14 protein-coding genes and 3 pseudogenes are annotated in these 18,638 nt (G+C 68.3%); 9 read left to right on the top strand and 8 right to left on the bottom strand.

Annotation, left to right across the window (positions count from 1 at the left end; translation table 11 throughout):
* Positions 1-7: 7 nt before the first annotated feature.
* The 7 genes and pseudogenes from ACFVYR_RS17270 to ACFVYR_RS17240 all read left to right on the top strand — a co-directional run.
* Complete coding sequence (locus ACFVYR_RS17270; protein ID WP_384259978.1) at positions 8-1,504, top strand: B12-binding domain-containing radical SAM protein; 1,497 nt, start codon at positions 8-10, stop codon at positions 1,502-1,504.
* Positions 1,501-2,256, top strand: coding sequence for a DNA alkylation repair protein (locus ACFVYR_RS17265; RefSeq protein ID WP_384259980.1), 756 nt, complete (start codon positions 1,501-1,503; stop codon positions 2,254-2,256). The genes ACFVYR_RS17270 and ACFVYR_RS17265 overlap by 4 nt, the downstream gene beginning before the upstream one ends.
* The gene (locus tag ACFVYR_RS17260; protein ID WP_384259983.1) at positions 2,253-3,290 is read left to right on the top strand and encodes a DUF4872 domain-containing protein; all 1,038 of its coding nucleotides are present in this window, start codon (positions 2,253-2,255) and stop codon (positions 3,288-3,290) included. Before ACFVYR_RS17265 ends, ACFVYR_RS17260 begins: the two co-directional genes overlap by 4 nt.
* Positions 3,291-3,297: 7 nt before the next feature.
* The gene (locus ACFVYR_RS17255) at positions 3,298-3,711 is read left to right on the top strand and encodes a pentapeptide repeat-containing protein (RefSeq protein WP_384259985.1); all 414 of its coding nucleotides are present in this window, start codon (positions 3,298-3,300) and stop codon (positions 3,709-3,711) included.
* On the top strand, positions 3,708-5,495 hold the full coding sequence (locus ACFVYR_RS17250) for a carbamoyltransferase (RefSeq protein WP_384259987.1): 1,788 nt from the start codon (positions 3,708-3,710) through the stop codon (positions 5,493-5,495). Before ACFVYR_RS17255 ends, ACFVYR_RS17250 begins: the two co-directional genes overlap by 4 nt.
* A 152-nt stretch (positions 5,496-5,647) precedes the next feature.
* Entirely contained in the window at positions 5,648-6,313 is a 666-nt protein-coding gene (locus ACFVYR_RS17245) for a GyrI-like domain-containing protein (RefSeq protein WP_384259990.1), read from the top strand.
* Positions 6,300-6,440 (top strand): annotated as a pseudogene (locus ACFVYR_RS17240) (DUF255 domain-containing protein); the annotation flags it as partial. The gene ACFVYR_RS17245 and the pseudogene ACFVYR_RS17240, both read left to right, overlap by 14 nt.
* A gap of 33 nt (positions 6,441-6,473) precedes the next feature.
* Here ACFVYR_RS17240 and ACFVYR_RS17235 read toward each other — a convergent pair.
* Both ACFVYR_RS17235 and ACFVYR_RS17230 read right to left on the bottom strand, forming a co-directional pair.
* Positions 6,474-6,750 (bottom strand): annotated as a pseudogene (locus ACFVYR_RS17235) (DNA-binding protein); the annotation flags it as partial.
* 30 nt (positions 6,751-6,780) lie between these two features.
* Positions 6,781-6,987: pseudogene (locus tag ACFVYR_RS17230) on the bottom strand (hypothetical protein); the annotation flags it as partial.
* 330 nt (positions 6,988-7,317) lie between these two features.
* On the opposite strand from ACFVYR_RS17230, the gene ACFVYR_RS17225 reads away from it, so the two are divergent.
* Positions 7,318-8,940, top strand: coding sequence for a CBS domain-containing protein (locus tag ACFVYR_RS17225; protein ID WP_384259992.1), 1,623 nt, complete (start codon positions 7,318-7,320; stop codon positions 8,938-8,940).
* Positions 8,941-9,119: 179 nt separating this feature from the next.
* Here ACFVYR_RS17225 and ACFVYR_RS17220 read toward each other — a convergent pair whose 3' ends face one another.
* The 6 genes from ACFVYR_RS17220 to ACFVYR_RS17195 all read right to left on the bottom strand — a co-directional run bounded on the left by ACFVYR_RS17220 (position 9,120) and on the right by ACFVYR_RS17195 (position 16,265).
* Positions 9,120-9,653, bottom strand: coding sequence for a hypothetical protein (locus tag ACFVYR_RS17220; RefSeq protein WP_384259995.1), 534 nt, complete (start codon positions 9,651-9,653; stop codon positions 9,120-9,122).
* Between the two features lie 25 nt (positions 9,654-9,678).
* Positions 9,679-11,670: a hypothetical protein gene (locus ACFVYR_RS17215; protein WP_384259997.1), complete on the bottom strand. Its 1,992-nt coding sequence runs from the start codon at positions 11,668-11,670 to the stop codon at positions 9,679-9,681.
* On the bottom strand, positions 11,667-12,830 hold the full coding sequence (locus tag ACFVYR_RS17210) for a purine phosphorylase (RefSeq protein WP_384259999.1): 1,164 nt from the start codon (positions 12,828-12,830) through the stop codon (positions 11,667-11,669). Before ACFVYR_RS17210 ends, ACFVYR_RS17215 begins: the two co-directional genes overlap by 4 nt.
* Positions 12,831-13,574: an NUDIX domain-containing protein gene (locus ACFVYR_RS17205; protein WP_384260002.1), complete on the bottom strand. Its 744-nt coding sequence runs from the start codon at positions 13,572-13,574 to the stop codon at positions 12,831-12,833.
* Positions 13,575-14,014: 440 nt separating this feature from the next.
* A complete protein-coding gene (locus ACFVYR_RS17200) occupies positions 14,015-15,463 on the bottom strand; it encodes a CBS domain-containing protein (protein ID WP_384260004.1) in 1,449 nt (482 codons plus the stop codon).
* A gap of 235 nt (positions 15,464-15,698) precedes the next feature.
* Positions 15,699-16,265, bottom strand: a complete 567-nt coding sequence (locus ACFVYR_RS17195) for a Uma2 family endonuclease (RefSeq protein ID WP_384260006.1) — start codon at positions 16,263-16,265, stop codon at positions 15,699-15,701.
* Positions 16,266-16,461: 196 nt separating this feature from the next.
* Between ACFVYR_RS17195 and ACFVYR_RS17190 the strand changes: the two genes are divergently transcribed.
* A complete protein-coding gene (locus tag ACFVYR_RS17190; RefSeq protein ID WP_384260009.1) occupies positions 16,462-18,501 on the top strand; it encodes a thioredoxin domain-containing protein in 2,040 nt (679 codons plus the stop codon).
* Positions 18,502-18,638 lie beyond the last annotated feature (137 nt).

Here is an 18,638-nt window from a genome sequence, read left to right as displayed (position 1 = left end):
GCGTTCAATGCGAGTCCTCCTGATCTCCACCAACAAGATCCGCGTTCCCCGTCCCGCCCTGCCGATCGGCATGGCCTACATCGGCGCCGCCGTCAAGAAGGCCGGACACGAGGTCGACGTCCTCGACCTCCTCTGGGAGTCGCGCGAGCTCAAGGCCGTGCGCGAGAAGCTGACCTCCACCACCTACGACGTGGTGGGGATCGCCGTCCGCAACCTCGACAACCTCACCTTCGTCGACCCGATCTTCTTCGGCCCGCTCACCGAGAAGATCGTGCAGTGCGTCCGCAAGTACACCGAGGCCAAGGTCGTCCTCGGCGGCTCCGGCTTCTCCGTCGAACCCCTCGCCTTCTTCGAGTACGCCCAGCCCGACTTCGGCATCGCCGGCGAGGGCGAGGTCGGCATGGCGCAGCTGCTGCAGTACCTGGAGGTCGGCGGGTCGCTCGACACCATCTCCGGCCTCTGTTATGTCGACGACGAGGGCCACTTCGTCCACAACCCGCCCAACACGGGCTTCGACATCGGGGCGCTGGTGCCCGACCGGTCCCTGTACGACCCCCGCTACTTCGAGGAGGGAGTCTCCGCGGCCTCCGACCTCACCCGGGACACCCAGCCCGCCATCGAGACGCTCCAGACCAAACGCGGCTGCAAGCTGTACTGCTCCTACTGCATCATCCGCAAGACGGAGGGCAAGGGGAACCGCTTCAAGGAACCGGCGGCGGTGGTGGACGAGATCCAGCGGGCGATGCGGGAGAACCCGGAGGTCAAGGAGTTCGAGATCGTCGACGCCACCTTCAACTTCCCGCTCGACTACGCCGCCGACGTGTGCAACGAGATGGTCAAGGCCAAGCTCGACGTCCCCTGGTACTGCCAGCTGACACCCAACGCGGTCACCCCGGAGTTCATCGAACTGCTCGCCGCGGCCGGCTGCATCCGGGTCGACCTCGGCACCGACGCGTTCACCGACGAGGCCCTCGCCGACCTGCTCAAGGGCTTCGACCTGGCCCGCGTCGTCGAGGTCGACCGGTGGTTCACGGCCAGCAGCATCGAGCACACGCACTGCGTCTTCCTTGGCGGCCCCGGGGAGACCTCGGCGGCGCTGCGCGAGTCCATCGACTTCACCGAGCGCTACCTCAACCCCGCCCAGATCTACGCCAACCTCGGCATCCGCATCCTCAGCGGCACCAAGCTCCTGAAGCAGGCGGTGAAGGCGGGCATCATGGAGGATGGCCAGGGCACCTTCGTCCCCGCCTACTACGTCGAGCCCGAGATCGTGCGAGACCGGGACACCCTGGACTTCGTGCGCAACGCCTACCTCAGCCACAAGAACTGGTACCTGTGGTGGGGGCTGCGCGGCCAGACCCTGAGCGAGCGCGCCCAGTACTCGGTCGAGACGGTCGCCGAGATGCAGCGCGAGTACACGTACGCGATGGCGGGCAAGCCGCGGCTGCGGCCCGCCCGGCCGAAGGCCAAGCCGGTGGCCCTCACGCTCGGGACGCCCGCATGAGACCCGAAACCGCGGCCACCGCACTGCGGGAGCTGCTCGCACGCCACGCGGACCCCGCGTTCGCGGACAGGATGCAGCGCTACTTCCCCGCCCCCGTCCCGGCGCTCGGTGTGGGCAACCGCACCGTCGCCGACCTGACGTACCGCTGGGTGGGCGACCATCCGGACCTCTCGCCCGCGGACCGGCTCGCGATCGCCGACACGCTCATCGGGGAGTCCGCGCACCACGAGGAGACGCTCGCCGGCTTCGCCCTCCTGCACAAGGCCGCCAAGAAGCAGCTGGGCGGCGAGCTGCTCGACCACGCCCGCACCTGGCTCGACCAGCACGTCACCAACTGGGCCCAGTGCGACGACCTGTGCCTCAAACTGCTCTACCCCTACCTCCTCGGTCACCTCGACGAGATCCCCCGGACCCGGACATGGATCCACGGCGGCCCATGGGCCCGGCGGGCCGCCAACGTCGCGGTGGTCAAGTTCGTGCGCCGGACCGTGGGCAGGACCGTCTACGAACTCCCGGTCAGCCATGTGTTCGACAACTGCACCGCGCTCATGGCCGACGACGAGTTCTACGTCCAGAAGGGCGTGGGGTGGCTGCTCAAGGTCACCGCCCAGGTCCATCCGGAGGCCGTCGACGAGTACCTGCGGACCTGGCACGGGCGGATGCGGCGGGACACGTTCAGGTACGCGCTCGAAGGGATGAGCGCCCACGACCGCTCCGTACTCATGGCACTCAACGGAGGTGTGCGCGCATGAGCGATACGAACGGCTACGTGCACCGGCCCGGCATCCACAGCGAGAGTGCCTGCCAGCGCAACGTCCTGGCCGCCGCAGGGCACGACATCGACGAGCACGTCATCTTCGGGCTCGACGGCGGCTTTGGCTTCTCGTACTTCCCCACCCGGGGCAACACGCCCGACATCGTCGTCGGGAAGCAGGTGGTCATGCCGCTGCGGGCGGCGCGGCTCCTCGGCGTCGAGGTCCAGGCGCACACCCCCAAGTCCGCAGCGGGCCTCGCCGCGCTCCTCGACGCCGTGCCGGCCGTCACCACCCGCGTCGACATCGGGCTCATGCCGTACTGGGGTCTGGAGGGCAGGGCCTCGTTCGGCGGCTACTTCGTCAACGTCGTCCGGGCGACGGGTCAGGGTGAATTCGAGGTCTCCGACCCGGCGTTCGACAGCAGCGTGCGGGTGAGCGCCGACGACCTCAACGCGGCACGCTCCAGCCGGAGTTCACCGCCGCTCAACCCCGACTGGCGGACCTACACCTTCGGCGCGCCGCGCAACTCGCCCCGGCTCGACCTGGTGGGGCCCGTCGCCGTGCGCACCCTGAGCCGGGAGGTGCTGAGGCCGGGCAGCCGGAGCCTGGGCATCCCCGCCATGAAGGTCCTGACGACGACCGCCCCCTCCTGGCCGGCGAACAAGCGCGGCGAGGTGGAGGACGTCGACCTCCAGGGCAACGTCATCACCACGAGCGCGCTGGCCAGGCAACTCCTGCACCTGGGACGCCAGATCGAGTCCTTCGGCACGGGAGGCGGGATGTTCCGTCCCGTGATCGCCCGGTTCCTCAGCACCGTCCACGAACACTGCGACAACCCCAGGTACGCGGAGGCGGCCGACCTCTTCGGCCAGAGCGCGGAGCACTGGACGGGGCTGGGGAAGGCGCTCCTCGCCCGCAGCGCCTGCGCCGACGACGCCGAGCTGAAGAGTCTCGTCGACGAGGTCGTCACCTCGGTCCGCGCGTCCATGGATCTTGAGAAGCGGGCCCTGGCCGGCCTGACCACCGTGTAGGAGAGACATGGACGCCGACGAAGAGGCCCTGAAGCAGGGGCCCACGATGTGGAACCAGTACGTACGACGGCGCAGGGCCGAGGGCCACCGGGCGGATCTGCGCGGCGCGCACCTGTCGGGCGCGGACCTGAGCGATACCGACCTCGCCCACGCCGACCTGCGCGGAGCCGTGCTCTGCGCGTCGTACCTGATGTCAGCCGATCTCCGCGGCGCCGACCTCGACGGCGCCGACCTGAGCGAGGCCTACCTGATCCGCGCGGACCTGGTGAACTGCCGCCTCGTCGGAGCCGACCTGGACGGCGCCGACCTCAGCGGAGCCGACCTCACGGGCGCGCACCTCGACCCCTCGTTCACGCGGTCACAGGTCATCTCCGACTACCTCACCATCTGGCCGTCGAAAGGCAAGGAGAGTCATCAATGATCGTCCTGGGCTACAACGGATTCGGCAAAGCCGAGGAGCTGTTCGCACGCCTCTACCGGGCGACCGGCATCGACCGTCACCTGCTGTTCGGCCATGACTCCGGGGCGGCCCTGATCGTCGACGGCGAGCTGGTGGCGGCGGTCGAGGAGGAACGGCTCATCCGGGTGAAGAAGACGTCGAGGTTCCCCGCCGACGCGGTGAGCTGGTGCCTGGAGACGGGCGGTGTCACCCTCGACGACGTCGACGTCGTGGCCTTCTCCTGGCAGTTCTCCGACGACGTCATGGACAAGATGATCGCGGAGATCACCGAGGACGGTACGGCGAGCCCGGCACAGAAGTTCTCCCGCCTCGAGCGCCTCGCCGAGACCTACGCGGCCCTGTTCAGCGAGGAGGCGATCCTCGCCGACTTCTTCGAGCACACCGGCCACCGCCTCGACCCGCGGAAGCTGAAGCTGGTGCCCCACCACCTCGCCCACCTCATGACCGGCTACCACCTGGCCGGTGGCGGCGACACCGCCTTCGTGGTCAGCGACGGCCGGGCGGAGTGGCTTTCGGCGATCATGGGCGAGGTACGGGACGGCGAGGTGCGGATCCTGGACGACGTGAGCATCGACTCGCGGCACTCCCTGGCCATGCTCTTCTCGGTGGTCACCAGGTACCTCGGCTTCATGCCGAACAACGACGAGTACAAGGTGATGGGCCTGGCCGGCTACGCGCCGCCCCCCACCGAGAACCCCTTCCTGGAGCACGTGGTCGAACTGCTGCCCGACGGCACGTACGCGATCCCGTACCCCGCGAGCGCCGTCCCCGCCTACTACGCCCTGTTCGACCGCATCTTCGACGCGGGCCCCTCGCAGCGGGAGGACTTCGACTTCCGCGTACGGGTCGCGAGCGCCGCCCAGCAGATGATCGAGGTGGTGACGGCCGCGCAGCTGGGGGTGCTTGAGCGCCGGAGCGACCTGCCGCGGCTGGTCTTCGAGGGCGGCCTCGCACTGAACTGCGTGAACAACACCAAGCTCCTTGAGGGCTCACGCTTCACCGACATGGACGTGAGTTTCGGGGCGTCCGACGTCGGTGTGGCGCTGGGCGCCGCCCTGCACGCGAGCCGGGAGGCGGGTGACGATCCCCGCCCCGGCAAGTCCCCCTACCTCGGACCCGAGTTCGACCGCGACGACATCCTGGCCGCCCTCGACAAGTTCGCGCAGCAGGTCGAATGGCGCGAGGTCGACGCCGGGCGGGTGCCCGCCGAGACCGTCGAACTCCTGCGGGACGAGAACGTCGTCGGCTGGTTCCAGGGACGGATGGAGTACGGGCCGCGCGCCCTGGGCAACCGGAGCATTCTCGCCAATCCCCGCTTCCCCGGCATCAAGGACCTGATCAACGAGCGGATCAAACAGCGGGAGCAGTTCAGGCCCTTCGCCCCCGTCGTTCTGGAGGAACGCGCGTCCGACGTCTTCGAGACCGGCAAGAAGGACTCCTCGCCCTACATGACGTTCGTGTTCCCCGTGCGCCCCGAGTACCAGGAGCTGATCCAGGGCGCCTGCCATGTGGACGGCACGGCCCGCATCCAGACGATCAACGAGGACAGCAACCCGAGGCTCGCGCAGGTGCTGCGCCGGTTCAACGAGCGGACCGGGGTGCCGTGCCTGATCAACACGTCGTTCAACGTGGCGGGAGAGCCGATCGTCTGCTCACCCGTGGACGCCATCGCCTGCTTCCTGAACACGGAGATGGACCACCTCGTACTCGACAACTTCTTCGTACGGCGCTCCACGGAGGCGTGAAACGGGAGGGCGCGGGGCGGGCGCGGCCGATGAGCGTGACATCCTCAGGATTCGCCCTACGGTAGGTGGCCGAGCCGCCACACCGGTGCGATGAACCGCTCGGCCGTGGGCTCACCGCCGCTTGCCGCCGCCTCCCGGGACTGAGCCGACCAATGCCATCAACACTGTCAACATCATCAACCTCGGCCACGCCGAACTACGACGTGAAGAAGGACAAGGACCTGCGGGGCCTGTACACCGCGAAGAAGAAGTTCGAGGTCGTCGACGTGCCGGCCATGACGTTCCTCATGGCCGACGGGGAGGGCAGCCCGAACACCTCGCAGCTGTACCGGGACATCGTGCAGGCGCTGTACGCGACCGCGTACGCCGTCCGGGCCCTCGCCATCGACGAACTCGGCAAGAAGCACACGGTCGGCCCGCTCGAAGGACTGTGGTGGGCCGACGACCTGCAGGCCTTCACGACGTCACGCGACGAGGACGGCTGGCAGTGGCGCCTCATGATCGTCCAGCCCGACTGGATCACCGGCGAGCTCTTCGCCGAAGGCCGGAAGCGGGCGATCGACAAGAAGCACCTGACCGCAGGCGACCGCGTCCGCCTCGACGAGTTCCACGAGGGCAAGTCGGTCCAGGTCCTGCACACCGGCCCCTACAACCAGGAGGGCCCCACGATCGCGCGCATGCACGACGAGTTCATGCCACAACAAGCCCTCAAGCCCCGCGGCAACCACCACGAGATCTACCTCTCCGACGCCCGGCGCACGGACCCATCACGCCTGCGCACGATCCTGCGCCAGCCCGTGGAGCCTGCCGGGGGCTGACGTCTGCTGTCCTGGGCCGTGCGGGGCAGGGCTCGTGTGGGCCCCGTCGCCGGAGGCCTTCGAGGAGGCGCGGCGGCGCGACGTGCCCGTTCTGCTCTCGGTCGGGTACTCCGCGTGCCACTGGTGTCAGTGAACTCGCGAAACCAGTAGTCGGCGGTGCTCACACCTCTCTGGTGGTCACGCGGTTCCCGCAGGGCTTCGACCAGTCATCGCGGTCAAAAGTCAGGACGATCACGGGGCTGGGGCACGGAGCGCGAGTGCGGCGATCGCGTAGTTGTGCCCATGGAGTCCCCTGCGTCCCGAAGCAGCGTCACTGCGGAAAGCGAGCCCTCCTGGTTGACCGGTTCCACCCGCAGCTGAGAGAGCACCCACTTCAAGCACACCAGATCGGTCTTCCCAAGCGCGGCTTCGACGATGGTCAGCGCCGAGACGAGGACGCGGCGCGCCGCTCGGCATCCCTGGCGCTTTTCGTCCCCGAACAGCTCGCGACAAGCGGTTTCGATCTCCTGCTCCGTGAGCGCGCCGTGCTCTTCCTCGTGGGCCGCGACGATCTCGGCGAACCTGTCCATGGCGAGCTGGTGCCTGACGGCTTCCGTGATGTAGGTGGACAGTCCGCGACGACCGGTTCAAGAGCGGAGCTCGGTGACCAGCTCGGCGGGCATGGACACGGACATGTTCTCGGTGGTTTCGGGGCTTCGCCGAACCACATTTCTTGCGACGAGAAGCGTCCGAGGTGCGTCACTCACTGGTTTTCGCACAAGCGGCCGGAGCGCGTCGCCAGGGCATGAGAAGCGATCTGAGGACACACAGAGTGCGAGACGCATGTATGCAACTGTTGTGAGTCGAGGTGGTGACCTCCGTTTTACGGTCGTGAGCTCCGGGCTAGGCTCGACGAATCGCACTTCAATTCGGCACGACAGGTTCTGGGGGACGACGTGGGTGCTGTACGGGCCTGGATGGTACGGGCCGGAGCGGACGGTGACCGGGAGGACGTCTGCATTTCCATGGGCTTGACGATCGCCGGCTGGCCCGAGGTCGGTGACCTCACGAGCTGCATGACGCCGGAAGACCTCAAAGCCGAGCTCGCCAAGGCGTACCCCCGTGAGAACCCACGCGTCCTCGGGAACTGGCGCGGGCAACTGTGGCGTTTTCGCGCCGCCATGTCGCCTGGGGATCTGATCGTCCTGCCACGCAAGGCGGGTGACGTCGCCATTGGACACCTTACGGGTGACTACCAGTTCGATGCAGAGGCTACTCCGGGACTCCAGCACGTGCGCCCTGTCACCTGGAAGCGCACCGACGTACCGCGCGCGGAGCTTCGCGCCGACCTGCGTGCGACGCTTGGCTCTCTGCTTACAGTGAGCCAGCTGCGCCGCTTCGATGCCGTGAATCGTCTCACCCTGCTTGCGGCGGGTAACTCCGATCCGGGAAATCCTGACGCCCCGGCTGACCTGCGGCTGCTGGAGGGACCTGCCGAGTTGGCCGCCAAGGTCGCCGAAGCCCCGTCTGGCATGCCGGTGAAACTGACCGTACGCGACCTGCTCAGCATCTGGGACTTCGTGAGTCGCTCGGGCAAGGCGACGGCCACCATTCGCCGGGATCTGGACGAGCTCGGTCTCGCAGTTGTCCCTCCTCTCACCGAGGTCCCGTCGATCGATCACATCGTCCGCGTCGTCCCCATCGGCTTGGCTCCGGAAGCAAAACGGCAATCGTTGGGCGAAGAGACCGTCAACCTGGAGCTGGAGCCCGAGGAAGGAGATGAATCCGCGGAGGATCTTCTGGTCAAGGAGGAGGCGGGCTCCCCGGACACTGGCGACATCGGCCTGACCGCTGTCGGAGCCGTGGAGAGTGAGAGTGGCGACGATGACGAAGAGTCAGCTCGTCCGGCGCCTGTGCTGGTGACTGTGGGGAGGCTGTCCTCGGCACGCAGTGAGCTGAAGACCGTCAGGCTCACCGACCCGCTCAGCCGAGCGGTGGAGCTTCTGTCCGAGAGCGCGTACGACCAGCTCCCGGTCCTCGACGACGACGGTCACTTGTGTGGCTCCGTCACCTGGCGGGAAATCGGTGCGACCAACCGCCCTGCCACCGCGCTGGTCAGAGACGCTGCTGTGCTGAAGGTTCGGTCTATCCGTACCGACGAGCCCATGGTGGACTGCCTGGCCGACGTGGCCGACCACGGCTGCGTTTTCGTGATAAATCCCGACGGTAGCCTCTCTGGGATCGTGACCGGTCACGACTTGGTCCACAGGTTCGAGCAGGAACTGCGCCCCTACGCCCTTATCCAAGAGCTGGAACTCCGCCTGCGCCGAGCGCTCAGGAAGGCTCTGATGCAGGTGAAGGGGACTCGTGGTGAGTATGGCCTCCCCGGCGATCCCACAAAAATCGTCAAGCTCGCCCATCAGGGCATGAACTTCTCCGACTACATCGCATTGCTCAAACGGGATGATGTATGGCAGGCCACAGGTTGGCAGTTCCCGCAACAGAGCTTCGCCGACCGTATGGACCGGGTTCGAAAAATCCGTAACGAGACCATGCACTTCCACACCAGTGACGATGACCGCATCAACGCGGTCAAGGAGATCCAAGTCGCTCTGCAGATGCTCAAGACCGTTCAGCCGCAAGCCTGAGGGCACGGCAGGTCCAGCGCTGCCGCACTCCGGGGCTGCTGTTCCGGGATACCGACGATGTTGATGCAGTCATTCTCCCGTGTCGACTTTTAGCAGTGGAAACGGGTGACACCGGAACATGGAGTGCGACTCGCCCCTGCGGCCAAAGGTGTCATACGTGTGCCTGGCGAGGCCCGGTGCTACCGCTCCGTACGGCGCAGGAACTGCCAGCCCAGTACGGCCAGGGCCAGCGTCTGCCCGACAGAAGCGAGCACGAGCAGGGGCTGAACGACGGGAGAGCACCAGAACGCGGTCGTACAGACCATGGGCAGGACCAGGTACGTGAAGAGGTCCACCGCAGTCTGAAGCCGCTTGCGCACGGTGCGGCCCGCAACGTTGCGGTGGTAGACCTCCCACTCGAACAGTGCACCTTGGGCCGAGGTGAGTTCCCCCAGGCGGGGGCCCAGCCGGTCGCGGACGTAGTAGCCGATCACCGAGATCTTCTCGTCGTTGACCAGGTAGGTCCAGCCCAGGATCAGACAGATCGCGGGGACGCAGAGCAGCAGTCGGGACCGTCCGCTCTGGGCGGTGATGGCCACGACCGCAGTGGCGGCGGCGAGCGTGAAGTAGAGCAAGTTGTCGCGGAACCCTATGCGGGTCTTCTGTTCCTCCTTGAGCCGGTCATACTCGGCCAGCAGGATTTGGCTCTCGGTGACGTCATCCGTGGAGGTCACAGGCGCTCCTCTGCTGAGTCCAGGATCAGCCGGCCACCTGGAAGGGCGCCAGGCTGTCGGGGCCGTGCCGTTCGATCCAGCTCTTCCCGTCCGCCGCTATCCCCTCCAGGAGACGGAAGGTGTGGGTGGAGCCGGCCGCGCTGAGGTTGATCTCGGAGATCTCCCGGGCATTCTCGGTCGGTGCCAGTTGATGGGCGTCGGCGTCCTTGACGCGGATCTTCCTGGCCGGTCCGTTGGCGAGGAGGAGCTCCAGGTCGTAGCCGATGTCGGCGTTCTCCGTCACCTGCACGGAGGTCAGCGCGTCGAACCGGTAGTTGCTCCGCTGCTCGTTCCTGCGCGTTGCGTCGGAGAAGTTGAACTCGGAGCTGATCTCGCGGATGCCGTCCTGGGTGAACAGGAACAGGCGGAAGACGTAGTGCGAGTACCGCCATGGGCCGCCTCGCACCCGGCCCCGTTTGTAGGAAGGAGCGGGGGCCACCAGGATGGTGTGGGTGATCAGGTCGCGCCAGGTGAGCCGGTGGTACCGGAGTGCCTCATCGACGAACGACGTCTTGTCGCAGGTGAGCCAGGTCTCCATCTCCAGTTCGCTGGGACGCGTTTCGTCCAGGAACGACTTCCACCGGTGGTAGGTGATCTGTCGGGCGGTCAGTTGTTCCTGGTACTCCCGGGTCTCCCGGACCAGCCGGTGCTCTTCACGCCGGACCTCCAGCCATCGGGAAGCAGTCGCGTGCCCGGACCAGGCCGCACCGAGCATGGCAAGGAACGCCCACAGCACCCGCGGTTGCCCGGCACCGGAGACCGCCGTGCCGAACGCGGACAGAGCCGCCGCGCCGAGAAGAGCGAGGGCCGCCACGGTCAGGGCCTTCGTCCTGACCGGAGTCTGGGCCTGGCGGTACTGATCGAACAAGGTGCCGTTGTTGTAGCGATTCCGGGCGTCCTCGGCGAGGTACCGGATCAGCCAGTCGACCCGCTCCACGCCGATCCGGCTCTCCCGGTAGAGGTCCGCGATCTCGGCGGCGAGACTGCCGCGGATCTGAACCGTGTGGGCGAGCCAGGCGTCCGAGGTGAAGCCGTGGGGCCTGCGAACACTGAAGTAGTGATCGAACGAATGGCGAACGCCCTTGGTGAACCCGTTCTCGGTGGACGTGGAGGCGGAGGCGGGAGCGTGCGGGTCCGGCGCGAGGGCCCCGGCCACGAAGCCCGGCCTGGACCGGCCCCACCACCGGACGCCGAAGCGGGCCGCGGTCAGGCCCGCGCCGAGCGCCACCGGTAACTCGACGATCGCCCGGGTTGGATCCGCGACCAGAGCCAGGGCCCAGAGGAACGCACTGCTGACGACGAAAAGGACCGCCCGGACAGGGAGGGCCGCCTTTGCGGCGGCAGCGGTGCTCGGTCGGGGCGGAGCGGCCCGCGCCCCGATGGGGGTGGGTGCGAAGTAGGCCCAGACCCGCCGGCTCCGGTCGTTGCTGAAGCGTTCTGCCCTGGCCCGTCCGAGGGTGTCCGCCCACAGGTCGTCCTTCAGCCCTCCGGTGAGCATGAGGTCGAGATGGCGGAGGATCGCGTCGTGCTGGCGGCGCGGCAGGTCCTGGAGCTGCTTGAGTACGGGGCCGGTCTCGCTGCCGGTGGTGCTGAGTACCGCCAACAGGTCGAAAGTGACGCGCAGGGCTTCCTTCCACCCGTCCTCGGGGTAGGTCCGTACGAGCCTGGAGGTGTAGCGCAGCCGCTGGACCTCTTCGGCGCTCAGGTCGTGGTGGGTGCGTGCGCTGAGCATGGCGAGCACCCAGTGGAAGCGCACCTCCGTGCCGTCGTAGCCGCGGACGATCGCATCGGTGATCATTTCTCGGGCTCGGCTGGGGACGCCGTCCTCCAGGAGCTGTACGCCGACCCGGTACTTCTCCTGCGGCGAGGCGTCCGGGTTGACGATGTAGACGTTGGAGTCGTGCACGGTCTCGGCCTGGATCCCGATGGTGGAGTTGTACGCGGCCGAGCTGTATGCGGCATCGTCGTCGGGGCTCATGCCAGATCACCGGCCGCGGCAACAAGGGGAGCCAGCGTGGCCACCAGTGCGGGGCACTCCGCGACCAGTCCGCGCAGCCTCTTGAGCGTCATGACCGTCCGCTTCGACGATCCAGGGGTGCGCTCCCCGGCCGACCGGAGAGCGGAGTCCAGATCGGTCAGGGCCTCCCGGTAGCTGTCCTCGTCGAGGGCGCCCTCGGTGCGGTGCCGCCCCAGCTGTTCGCGGAAACCGTTCAGTTCCGTGACCAGGTCCGTCGGGCCGGATGCCTTCGAGGCCGCGTTCATGTGGACACTGCTGCCCGTGACCGAGTCGGCCATAATGCCGACGGTGCTGTTGTGGACGGTGTTACTCACGCGCCGGTCGAACCGGTCGGCCGAACGGGCCCTGTCGTCCTCGGGCATTGCGGCCTCCTCCTGCTCGCCCACCAGCTCCACTGCCAACCGGATGGCGAACGCCGACGCGTTCGCCGCGGCCCGCGGTTGCCAGTTGCGGTCCTCCGAACTGTTCTTCGTGCCGTCCGCCCGGTCGCTGATCCCCCGGACGATGGCCACCGGCGCACCGCTGAGATGGCCGGCCTGGGCCACACCGGCCGCCTCCATCTCGATGGCGAGCGCGTCGTTGTAGTGCTGTCGGATCCACTTGGCCTCGGCCGAGATCCTCGAATTCTGGACGAGCTCACCGGCGGCGATCGCCCCGAAACGCACCTGTGGTCCGTCCTCGTGCCCGGGTGCGGGGTCCGCCCAGTCGTCCGAACGGGCCAGGTGCGAGGCGAGCTGGCTGATGCCGTGCGGCGCTTCCCACGCGCGGGGACGGGCTTTGAGCCCGTCGTCCTCGCTGGTCCCGCCGTGGTAGGCGTACACATGTGACGCCACCACCACGTCACCCAGCCTGGTGGCGTCCCACAAGGCGCCGGCGACTCCGACGAACAGCACGGCAACGGGCGAGAACTCCTGGATCGCGCGTTCTGCGATCACCGCGGCGGAATGGTTCCCCTTATTCGTCAGTCCGAGCGCGACACGGCACGATGTGCCCCGTACGGTGCCCGTTTCGAACCGGGTACCGCGCTCGTGGCGATGCACCTGAAGATCCGTCAGCCGTTGGCGCACAGACTGGTATTCCAGATTGAGGGCGGTGAGGATCACCACCGGGGCTTTCGGCATCTACTCCTCTTCCCCTTTCGCGTTCTCTTCCGTCGCAGCCGGCGCGGGTCGGATCAGCGGTGGAAACAGCACGGTGTTCGGACCGGCCCGGTACAACCGTGCGGGCCGCCCTCCCGTGGTCCTGCGGTCCGTGCCGGCGGGCACGATGAATCCCTTCGCGGCTTGGACCTTCCGATAGAAATTGCGGGTGTCGAGCGCGGTTCCCCAGACGGCCTCGTACACCTGCTGCAGCTCCGCGATGGTGAAGCTCTCTCCGCAGAACGCGGTGGCCAGTGCCGAGAACTCAATCTTGGTGCGCGCGCGTTCGATCCCGTCCGCGGCGATGCGCCGGTGGTCGAAGGCAAGGGCGGCCTCGCCGGACAGGACGGCTTCCGCGGGGACCCACGCGGCGTCGGCGGCATCCGTCCCCGCGACAGGGTCGGGCAGCCCCGGTGCGATCGCCAGGTGAGCCACGGAGACGACTCGGCCCCGCGGGTCACGGCCCGAGCTTCCGTACACGCCCAGCTGTTCCAGGTGCACGCAACCGGAGGTCAGGGCCGTTTCCTCACTCAGTTCGCGGTGGGCGGCGTCCAGGATCTCCTCGCCCTCGTGGCTCAGGAATCCTCCGGGCAGCGCGAGCATGCCCTGGAAGGGATCTTCGCCCCGCTCCACCAGGAGGACGTGCAGACGATTCTCCCGCAGCGTCAGGATCACGAGATCGACCGTCAGCAGGACAGGAGGTGGTGACCATGCGTCAACTGGCATGCCGTGCACGCTACTTCAGTTACTGTCACTTACACAAGAAGGAAGGTGGGGGGAGTCGACGCACAGTTTCGGAGGGGATGGAGCCGCCCATCACGTGATGGCCCACAAGTGCGGTTCGGCCGAGCGGGGCGGGCTCGTGAGGGTTTCGCCGGTCGCGCCGACCGCTTGAGAAGCTTCTCGTGACAGGCAACGTGCGAACCCAGTGGTCAGCGGTGCTCGTACCTCTTTGATGATCACGCGGTTCCCGCGGGGCTTCGACCAGTCGTCAGGGTCGGAGGTCAGGCGACGACAGGGGTCGGAACCCTGAGCGCGGGCGCGCGGCGTTGCTCCTCGTGGACCGTCGCGATCTTGCCGAGCCCGTCCATGGCGAGCTGTTCTGCGGTTGCCTGCGGGGGCCCTGCCGGGAGATCGGCCGGCCGGACCTGGGTGGCCGCCTCGCCTCAACCGCCGTGCTCGCGCAGAAGTTCGATCATGTTGCGGAGCATCGGTATCGCCGAGTCACCGACCTTGTCCTTGTCGTTGAAATGCATCAGCTCGTTGCGGATTTCGCGGAGCTCGTCGAGGCGGGCAATGAAGGACTTGCGGTCCAACGGCCAGCCCAGCTTGTCCCACTGCAGCTGATTGCCCAAGACCTGGTGGTAATCCCCATAGGACAGCTGATCGAAGGCGGCGAGCTTCCGGCGTCCGTCCGGATCGCAGAGCGCGACCACCTCTGCGAGGTCCAGACCTTCCGAGATGACACGGCGCAGGTGCCGGTCGAGGTCGCCGATGAGCAGGAACGGCCGGGCGGTGGCCCCGTATTCTGCGGCCACGTCAGCGATGGTGATGATGCCGGCGATCTGATTCGTCTGGTCCTTGACCAGGAGGAAGCCGAACCGCTCCAGTTCGGGCAGGACGTCGATCAGGTGGTCGGCATAGCTGACCGCGTGAGCGGCGACGATGGCATCGGAGAAGGGAGCCTCGGAGTTCGCGTAGCGCGCTCGGGCGATGGATTCCCAGGTGACGGCGCCTCGCAGATTCCGGGGTCCGCTCAGTACCGGCAGTTGCGAGTACCCGTTGAGCCGCATTTTGGTGAACACCTCCTCGAAGCTCGCTGAGGAGGACACCGACACAACCCCCTTGAGTGCTGAGGGCAGGTTGCCGACCGTCTGACCTTGGATCGGTTCCCCCTTGTCCTCCTCGTTGCCGGAAGGGGCAGCGAGCCTTGGGCTGTCGGATTCCCCCGGTTCCTCCTGCCCCGCCACCGGCCCCTGCTCGGTCGTCTCCTCCTCGTCCTCGGTGTCCCCGGAGGTGCCGGTCAGGGTGACCCGGTCGTCAATCCCCACGGCTGCGAAGTCCGGCACTGTGGACAGGCCGTGGTTGGCCAGCTCGGCGGCTACCCGCTCGGTGACCAAGTAGCCGCGCCGGGATGCCCCCCACCAGCCCAGCAGATCGCGGACGGTGAGTGTGACCGGGGCCTTGGCGTCCGCCTGCCTCCGGGCCTCCTTCAGCCGCGTGTGCCGGACGGCGGAGTCTTCCGCCGCGATGTCGCCGGAAGGCGGCAGCTCCGCCGCCGTGTCCAGGAGACTTTGCCTCACCTGGTCCAGCAGGGTGCCGTCGTCCAGTGCCCAGGCGGTCCACCCGTCATATGGGCCTCGCCCGGTGGCGGCAGCTGCGGCCGCCGAGGGGGATCTGAACCGCTGGCCGTCACTCAATTCGATTCTGCCGTCCGCGGATACCTGTGCTCGGTGCTCCTGCCCGAACCGCCGCTGCCGGAAAGTGAGGCGCGCCCCCGGGCTCAGCAGACCGGCGCGGACGAGGTCGGAAACCAGTACTCGCCGCCCTTCGATCAGGTAGGAGGCTCGCCCCAGTGACTCGTCCGCACTGCCGTCTGCCGCGTCATCGGTCACAGGTTTCTCCCGGTCGGCCTGCCTTGGAACGCTGTGATCATCGCAGAGCCGTGTCAGTCATCGGTGCGGATTCAGACGATTGCTTCGCCGGGTGTGGCCTGTCCTTGGCGGCATGTGCACCGTCCAGGTCGCGTACCCATGGGTCGCGAGGAAGGCCCCCTGTGCCGCCCGCTGCCGCGGAGCCCGCTCCGGAGCGGTGGAGGTCGGCCCGGCATCTGGACGACTTTTCCGTTCTCTATATGTCCCCAAGATCGACCGTGATGGAGAAAGGCGCCGTGGCCTTCACCGTGCCGATGAACATCTCGCCGTCCCTGTAAGCCCTGGTGGCGGCATCGAGAACGTAGGTGTAGACGATCGGGACACCGGTGGCGACCTGCTCGACCCGCCAGTAGAAGGGGATACCGGCCTTGGCGTACTGGTCCACCTTCACGATCCGGTCAGTGGTCTCCGAGCCGGGCGACACGACCTCGACGACCAGGAGCACGTGCTCGGGGCGGGTGGGCGTGAAGTCGATGGTCTCTGCCCGGTAGACGGTGACGTCCGGACGGCGGTTGGTGAGCGGAACGTCCTGCAAGCGGACGTCGAAGTCCGTGTCGGCGTTCCAGTCCGGGCCCGCGGCGGCGTCCAGGGCGTTGGCCAGGATCCGGGCCAGCCGGTTGTGGCGCTTGGAGGCGCTCGGGCTCACGACGATCATCCCGTCCACGATCTCGATGCCGGCGCACTGCTCCTCGGACCAGGAGTCGTACTGCTCCGCGCTGATCTGCGAATGCATCCACGCGGGCGCCACCATCTCGGCGGTCATGGTGTACCTCCTTCGAGGAGCCTCGGCAGGTCCAGCGGCACTGCGCCCAGCCTACTGTTCCGAGGTGCTGGGCCGCCCGACCCGGCAGTGGACGGAGTCGCCCGCCACGTGATGGCACACAGTGCAATTCGGCCAAGTGGGGCGGGCTCGTCAGGGTTTCACCGGTCGCGACAGGCGCTGTGAGAGGCTGGGTCGTATGAACCGGTTGGCTGGTGTGACCTCGCCTTATCTGCTTCAGCATGCCGACAATCCGGTCGACTGGTGGCCGTGGACGCCAGAGGCTTTCGAGGAAGCGCGGCGGCGCGATGTCCCCGTGCTCCTGTCGGTCGGGTACTCCGCGTGCCACTGGTGCCACGTCATGGCGCACGAGTCGTTCGAGGACGAGGCGACGGCCGCGCTCATGAACGAGAAGTTCGTGAACATCAAGGTCGACCGCGAGGAGCGGCCCGACGTCGACGCCGTGTACATGGAGGCCGTGCAGGCCGCGACGGGGCAGGGCGGCTGGCCCATGACCGTCTTCCTCACCGCCGACGCCGAGCCCTTCTACTTCGGTACGTACTTCCCGCCGGAGCCCCGGCACGGCATGCCGTCCTTCACGCAGGTCCTCGACGGCGTGCACCGCGCGTGGACGGACCGGCGCGGCGAGGTCGCCGAGGTCGCGGGCAAGATCGTGGCGGAGCTCGGCGAGCGGCAGCTCACCCACGGCTCCGGCGAGAAGCCCGGCGAGGACGAGCTGGCCCAGGCGCTGCTCGGCCTGACCCGCGACTACGACCAGGCGCACGGCGGCTTCGGCGGCGCGCCCAAGTTCCCGCCGTCCATGGTGATCGAGTTCCTGCTGCGGCACTACGCCCGCACGGGCGCCGAGGGCGCCCTCCAGATGGCCGCCGACACCTGCGAGCGGATGGCCCGCGGCGGCATCTACGACCAGCTCGGCGGCGGCTTCGCGCGCTACTCCGTCGACCGCGAGTGGATCGTCCCGCACTTCGAGAAGATGCTGTACGACAACGCCCTGCTGTGCCGCGTCTACGCCCACCTCTGGCGGGCCACCGGCTCCGGCCTCGCGCGCCGCGTCGCCCTGGAGACCGCGGAGTTCATGGTCCGTGAACTGCGCACGAACGAGGGCGGGTTCGCCTCCGCGCTCGACGCCGACAGCGAGGACCCGGCGACGGGTGAGCACGTCGAGGGCGCGTACTACGTATGGACGCCGCGGGAGCTGCGGGAGGTGCTGGGGGAGGCCGACGCCGAGCTGGCCATGACCTGCTTCGGCGTGACGGAGGAGGGCACCTTCGAAAAGGGTGCCTCGGTGCTCCGACTCCCCCGGGCGGAAGGCCCGTTGGCGGACGCCTCGCGGCTCGACTCCGTCCGGGAGCGGCTCCTCGCGGCGCGCGCCGGGCGGCCGGCGCCGGGGCGTGACGACAAGGTGGTCGCCGGGTGGAACGGCCTCGCGATCGCCGCGCTCGCCGAGGTCGGCGCGTACTTCGACCGGCCGGACCTGATCGCGGCCGCGGTGGGCGCGGGCGACCTCCTCGTACGTCTGCACATGGACGACCGCGCCCGGCTCGCCCGCACCTCCAAGGACGGCGTCGCGGGTGCCAACGCGGGCGTCCTCGAGGACTACGCCGACGTCGCCGAGGGCTTCCTCGCGCTGGCCTCGGTGACCGGGGAAGGGGTGTGGCTGGAGTTCGCCGGCTTCCTCCTCGACCACGTCCTCGCGCAGTTCGTGGACGCGGAGAGCGGGGCGCTGTACGACACGGCGGCCGACGCGGAGCAGCTGATCCGCCGCCCGCAGGACCCCACGGACAACGCGACGCCCTCCGGGTGGACGGCGGCCGCGGGCGCGCTCCTCACGTACGCGGCCCACACGGGCGCCGCCCCGCACCGCACGGCGGCCGAGCGCGCCCTCGGCATCGTCAAGGCGCTCGGCCCCCGCGTCCCGCGCTTCATCGGCCATGGTCTCGCGGTGGCGGAGGCGGCCCTGGACGGCCCCCGCGAGGTCGCGGTCGTCGGCGACATCCTCGGCGACCTGCACCGCACGGCCCTGCTCGGCACGGCGCCGGGAGCGGTGGTCGCCGCGGGCCCGCCCGGCAGCGACGAACTCCCCCTCCTCGCCGACCGCCCCCTGACCGACTCCCGCCCCACGGCCTACGTCTGCCGCGACTTCGTCTGCGACGCGCCGACGACGGATGCGGGGGAGCTCGCGGGGTTGCTTTCCCCGGCGGCGCGCCGGGTGACGTGACGCGGGCGGGCGGGGGGGGTTACCCGGGGGGGGAAGCCCCCCCCCCCCCCGGGGCGGGGGGGGCGCCCCGCCCCCCGCCCCCCGCGACCGGCACCCGCGCGCCGAAGCGCAGCGCGTGCTTGAGCGCGTGGAAGCCG

It is taken from the genome of Streptomyces sp. NPDC058284, assembly GCF_042881135.1.
Classification (GTDB): domain Bacteria; phylum Actinomycetota; class Actinomycetes; order Streptomycetales; family Streptomycetaceae; genus Streptomyces.
The sequence above is the reverse complement of the archived record's forward strand: the minus strand, read 5'-3'. Positions and strand labels throughout refer to the sequence as shown.